Origin of the sequence: Corynebacterium marquesiae (assembly GCF_030229635.1) — a bacterium.
Taxonomy (GTDB): Bacteria; Actinomycetota; Actinomycetes; order Mycobacteriales; family Mycobacteriaceae; genus Corynebacterium; species Corynebacterium marquesiae.
Map to the genome: position 1 here is coordinate 1 of NZ_JASPII010000025.1, position 5,871 is coordinate 5,871.

At 54.9% G+C, this 5,871-nt stretch carries 4 protein-coding genes and 1 pseudogene; 2 read left to right on the forward strand and 3 right to left on the reverse strand.

The features are described from left to right. A pseudogene (locus QP971_RS11075) lies at positions 1 to 446 on the forward strand (hypothetical protein); the annotation flags it as partial. 66 nt (positions 447 to 512) lie between these two features. On the opposite strand, the gene pbp2m reads toward QP971_RS11075, so the two are convergent. The 3 genes from pbp2m to QP971_RS11090 form a co-directional block, all read right to left on the reverse strand. Next, positions 513 to 2,294, reverse strand: a complete 1,782-nt coding sequence (gene pbp2m, locus QP971_RS11080) for a penicillin-binding protein PBP2M (RefSeq protein ID WP_204083762.1) — start codon at positions 2,292 to 2,294, stop codon at positions 513 to 515. Between the two features lie 113 nt (positions 2,295 to 2,407). Then, a complete protein-coding gene (locus QP971_RS11085; RefSeq protein ID WP_070604856.1) occupies positions 2,408 to 3,238 on the reverse strand; it encodes a serine hydrolase in 831 nt (276 codons plus the stop codon). Beyond that, positions 3,235 to 4,095, reverse strand: a complete 861-nt coding sequence (locus QP971_RS11090; protein WP_012360809.1) for a LysR family transcriptional regulator — start codon at positions 4,093 to 4,095, stop codon at positions 3,235 to 3,237. Before QP971_RS11090 ends, QP971_RS11085 begins: the two co-directional genes overlap by 4 nt. Positions 4,096 to 4,209: 114 nt before the next feature. On the opposite strand from QP971_RS11090, the gene QP971_RS11095 reads away from it, so the two are divergent. Continuing rightward, on the forward strand, positions 4,210 to 5,790 hold the full coding sequence (locus QP971_RS11095) for a helicase-associated domain-containing protein (protein ID WP_016421371.1): 1,581 nt from the start codon (positions 4,210 to 4,212) through the stop codon (positions 5,788 to 5,790). The last annotated feature ends 81 nt before the right edge of the window (positions 5,791 to 5,871 follow it).

Consider the following 5,871-nt stretch of genomic DNA (forward strand, 5'->3'; position numbering starts at 1 on the left):
TTTTGGGACCAGCACCCGCCGCAAGCAATAATAGAAATCAAGGCAAATGCCTAGGAACAAAACCCGGGGCACTTCAGTTTACCTACCTGCAACCCCCACCAACAACCATCGACCCCGACAACCTTGCAGCAACAACAAACAGCCTCGAAGGTGGCATCAACGCCCCCATAAAAGAACTAGCCCGCAGACACCGCGGACTATCACTACCGCATCAACGCACAGTGATGGATTGGTGGCTGTATCTACATACAGAAGTCCCTGGCGATCCGGTCAAGATCGCCAGGGACCAACGATGGGGTCAAGACGCACTTTCCACAGCAACAGACCTGATCACCCACAACACCACAGCCACTACCAATGACATCGGTGCACCAGCAGAATACGACACCGCCATCGACACCAGCTACCAACACAACCTCGGCATCCAAAAAGGCTGGATCAAATAACCGCAACACGCCCGGAAAAGACACACTTTTCTTTACTTAACCCGTGCTAGAGGTTATGACGCAAGTTTATTGAATTCCAGAGAATTTCTGAACATCCGGCGAGCGAAGGAAACGCCCGGCCATTTCCACAGCTGGCTGAGAAGAATCTCCTTCGATTACAAGGGACGCAATCGCCAATTCCCCTGTCGTTCCAGCGAACCAGCCATTGGAAAGCTTGCCATCAATTTCTGCTGTACCAGTCTTTCCGCCAAGTGCACTAAGATCACTCAACGACCTAGCTGAACCGTGGTCAATTGTTGATTTCATCATCGTCCGGAGGCTTTGAATAGTTGTATCGCTGACATGCTGGTCTGCCTGTTTATTCACTACTGTCTGTTCGCCTTGAATGAGCTGTGGAGGAACAAGCAAGCCGCCGTTAGCGACAGTCGATTGCATGAGCGCAATCCCAAATGGACTAGCTAGAACCTCGCCCTGTCCAATAGAAGCCTCCACACGAGGAGGTCCAGCCGGTGTCCGCGGCACCGAACCAGTAAGTGTGGTCATCCCTGGTACGTCGAAGTCGGAGCCAATTCCGAGTTCTAAAGCAGTCCGTTGCAGATCATCTTCTCCCAAACGATCCGAAATGACCGCTTGGGTTGTGTTACATGATTGGGCGAAAGCTTCTTCCAGTCGAACGCTACCTAGATCGAAGTCATGATCGTTGGGAATCTTGCGTCCAGCGACGGTGATATTGCTAGGACAAGGTAGTTCCTCATCCATGCTGACTGCCCCTGCCTCTAGTGCCGCCGCTGTGGTCACAGTTTTGAACGTCGATCCCGGTGGGAATAGCCCGGTGAGTGCGATTGGCCCTTGGTTATTTGCCTTGTCATTTTGTGCAACGGCAAGGACACCTCCTGTTCTAGGATTGAGCACGACTAGAACTGCGGCACGTTGCTCACTGTCCACTGCTTGTTTTGCTGCGCTTTGCAGTGTGATATCCAGAGTGGTTGCGATTGGCTGAACTCGGCGAGGCGGCTCAGAGGCTACCGTCGTCATACCTTGTGAACTCTCAGCGCGTATCGACCATCCTGAATTAGCATCGAGCACTGACTCCCAATATTTGTTCAATTCAGCATCCAGCGGAGAGTTAAGAGTTTTGGACACGCTTAAGAGACGCCCCTGCTCCACAGTGGAAATTCCCTCAAAGGTCCTAAGTTGCTCTTGTATCTTCCGGAATTCTTCCTGCCTCAAAGTGAGGAGCACGGTGTCTTCATCCTGAGACTCTCCCAAGGTCTGCTCGATCCACTCCTTAGTCGTTGTGGGAGACACTGGTGCAAAAATCTGGGCCAATTCCTGCGCTCTAGAGGCTATATCTTTGCGACCTCGTACCTGAATAACTTTCGTCCAGGTCATATATTCATTGCCCAAGCGATCTTTAATTGGAAGATCGTACTGTTTATCTTCAGCAAAAAAGAGTGCGGAATCATCGCTCAACTGAGCTTCGAAGATCGAAGGCAACCATTGAGGCTTACCATCCTGTCCACTAAGGACGAGCCGACCATTGCTCTCCAACTCCACACCATCTTTGGACCAAGTCACATGAGTATTCTGCTTTCCATTGGAAATATCAGATGTTTCGATGTTGACCTTCACACCATGAAGTGACTGCCGAAATTCATGAAGGGCGCGCTCCGGGTCTGGATGATCCAGATACCGTGCAGCCTTGCTGTCATCTCCCGCGTTGAAAGCTTTGAGAAATACGTCTGAGTCTGATTCCCACGGTAGAGCTGAACAGCTGCTCAACATCACTGCGGAGAGCGAACAGAGTGCAATCACCGACTGACGGAAACGATTGTGCTTAGTCATCATGGGAGTGACGTTAAGTGAGACGCATTGGATGCCACCAATATCACATAGTGCAATTGTCTCATTTCATTCACATATAGGCGATGGTAGAAGTGTGTATTCAAGTGGCAGAAATTCTAACGAAGAGCGTCCACGAGCAGTCTAGCCACTTCGCCAATAGCACCATCGTGAGTACTCATTGCTTGTTCTGGCACCACCTGTTTCAGCATGATGGACACCACAATGGGCTCCTCGCCCTCAACCTGGATAATCGAAGCTTCACCATGGAGAAGTCCTACAGTGCCCGTTTTTCCATAGATATCAACGCCGCTTGGAGGAAAGCCTGAAGGAACACGGTGACGCCACACCTGCAACCCCAAGAGTTCACACATAGATCGACGTACCGCTGCACTATCGTCTTTCCAAACCTGTTCCAAGTCATTAGTTATTTCCGCCAACGAAGAGACTGCAGAAAACGCTATATCTGTACTACTCCCCCCTTGGGATTGAACATATTGACGCAATTGTTTCTCCGCCGTCACTAAGCTATTCCGATCTTGCAAGTCATAATGAGGTGGAAACCGTTTAAGAAATGCTTCTCGAGCCCACGCAGGCAGTAGACGCAAAATCTCGTGGGCGGCCACGTTATCTGACACCGATGCGACTTGTTTCATTAAGTCTCGGAGACTCACGTTCACTGCGTCATCAAAGGCAGCGAACCCATACCCTTCGTAAGTTCCTTTGGACGGTGCAACGTCAACACGAAGACGAGGATCCAGATCACCTCGTTGAATCGCTTCCAAAGTGAGGTGGAGGAGCCGGATTTTATATAAGGATGCCACCGGAATTTTCTCGTCTTGTTTGCGTCCGATAGTCACCCCATCGTGCAGTCGCGATGCACACCACCATCCCTCACACCCCGACCGCGTCAACACGTTTTCCAGGGCCATCTCCATCCGTGCAGTCATTGGTTAATCCTTCGACAAATTCTTTCGGCGACCGCCATGGCCTCGGCGCCATTGTCCATCCCACCTCGGCGAACCACTACATCCACGGAAAAATCGAAACGGGAAGGAAGCTCAATAGCATTGTCAAACTGGTGAAAACCGCGAAATACCAAAGACATCCCCTCCCCTCTTCCAATCAATAAGCCCCTACCTAGAGCATCCTCTGAATCATTAATTTCGCAAGACACACCCGACCGAAATAGCTCTCTCGCCAAACCACTGGCTGCACTTGAATTGTCATTCAGGTTCTCCACCAGCAGATTCAATTGAGACAAGGTCTTATCCAACCTTGAATACCCCGGCGGCACCACTAGATCACGTGACAGAGAAAACTGCCTCGCACTGCGGTGAGTACCCAAGGGAACCGGAGCTTGAACAAGCCCCGCATGAATAGCGCCTTCTTCAACACGGGCAAGAATCTCAACAGAAGGCAGTGACGACAAAACTACTCCATCATGCTGCTGTGCCTTTGCTGCAATACGCGATCCTATCTCGCTTGGAAGCGCACTACTGATGGCCAAACGAAACCCGCTTTGCGCACCACTTCGGATACCGTCAATCATCGAATGCATAGTCTGAAGATCGCGATTAATCACCCGGGCATATGGAAGCAAGGTCAACCCTGCCTCGGTTAGTTTCACTTCCCCCGCCCCTCGGATAAATAGCGGTGTACCTACACCAGCTTCTAAGCGCTTAATGGCATTGGAGACAGGCGGCTGACTCACTCCCAGTCGCGCTGCCGCCGCTGTAAAACTACCGGTCTCCGCTAAAGCCACGAAATACTGCCATTGGCGCAGATTTCCCGTCTGAGCAATCATGGGTCTCAGCATAGTGGAGCACGAGTTCGCACCACTGCAGCGTAAAATGATGTCTTTGGCTTGAGCAACACCGTCGCGGTGGCGTCGATAAACAAAAAGGAAGTGACACACAGCGTGGGCATTGGAAACGGACCGCTCATTGTGCAGTCGGATAAGACCGTGCTGCTGGAAATCGACCACGAACAGGCGCAGGAGGCGCGCACCGCGCTGGCACCGTTCGCGGAGCTGGAGCGCGCGCCGGAGCACGTGCACACCTACCGCATCACCCCGCTGGCGCTGTGGAACGCCCGCGCGGCAGGGCACGACGCGGAGCAGATCATGGACGTGCTGGAAACCTACTCGCGGTTCCCCGCCCCGCAGCCGCTGCTCATCGACATTGCCGACACGATGGATCGCTACGGGCGGCTGAAGCTCATCAAGCACCCAGCGCACGGGCTCGTGCTAGAGACGACGGACAGGGCTGTGCTGACGGAGATCCGGCGTCACAAAAAGATCAAGCCCATGTTGGGCGCAGAGATCGACGAGGACTCGATCGTTGTGCACCCTTCCGAGCGCGGCAGGCTCAAGCAGGAACTGCTGAAGGTCGGCTGGCCCGCAGAGGACCTGGCGGGATACGTCGACGGCGAGGCACACCCCATCGAGCTGTCGCAGGAACACGAAGAATGGCAGCTGCGCGACTACCAGGAGATGGCGGCCGATAGCTTCTGGGAAGGCGGCTCGGGCGTGGTAGTGCTGCCATGTGGTGCGGGCAAGACGATGGTCGGCGCGGCCTCGATGGCCAAGGCAAAGGCCACCACCCTGATCCTGGTGACGAACACCGTCGCGGGCAGGCAGTGGAAGGACGAGCTAGTGCGCCGCACCTCCCTGACGGAGGATGAAATCGGCGAATACTCCGGAGAGAAGAAGGAGATCCGCCCCGTGACCATCGCCACCTACCAAGTGGTCACGCGCAAGTCGAAGGGCGAATACCGGGCGCTGGAGCTGTTCGACTCCCGCGACTGGGGCTTAATCATTTACGACGAGGTTCACCTGCTGCCTGCCCCGGTGTTCCGCATGACCTCCGACCTGCAGTCTCGCCGCCGTCTGGGGCTCACCGCCACCCTGGTGCGCGAGGACGGCCGCGAAGGCGACGTATTCAGCCTGATCGGGCCGAAGCGCTATGACGCCCCATGGAAGGACATCGAGGCCTTCCTGGATCGCATGTCCCCCGGCGGTCTCTCGTCCGTTCCCCAGTCCCTGCGGTATTTGATTGACGACGCCACCAGGGCATTCCAGCAGGGCTCCGCCACCGAACCCCACTCGGCTCGTGTCCCGTCTCGCGTGGATACTCCCCAGCGCAACATCATGGACATCACTGGGGACTCCACCGAGATCGCCTCGGAGATCGACGGCGCCGTGGAGGGTTTTCGCCGCGCCCACGACCAGGCCATCGCCGTGGACCCGGCGGACGGCACGAAGGCCTCGGACACCCGGACCTTCCGCTCGCCGCGGGAGATCATGTCCGAGCTGCGCCGCGCCTATACCGCGGGCACACAGGTGCGCCTGCACTACGTGGACTATGCGGGTGCCACCAGCCATGACTGGATCTCCATCGTGATGATGACCCCCTCCACCATCTCCGCGGTGCTCGAATCCACCGGGGAGAGCCTCACGATCCAACCCCACCGCATCGCTGCGGTGGACGTGCCGTGCTAGAGGGTGAAGTGTCCCAGGTTTTGTTCCGTTTGAGTAGATGGGAAAATCTGGAATATGCCAAGAAAATTTGACCAGGATGCG

Bases quoted from the DNA above. Each gene is read 5' to 3' on its own strand.
- pbp2m (WP_204083762.1), bottom strand. From the start codon at position 2,294: ATGATGACTAAGCACAATCGTTTCCGTCAGTCGGTGATTGCACTCTGT.
- QP971_RS11090 (WP_012360809.1), bottom strand. From the start codon at position 4,095: ATGATTGCTCAGACGGGAAATCTGCGCCAATGGCAGTATTTCGTGGCT.
- QP971_RS11085 (WP_070604856.1), bottom strand. From the start codon at position 3,238: ATGACTGCACGGATGGAGATGGCCCTGGAAAACGTGTTGACGCGGTCG.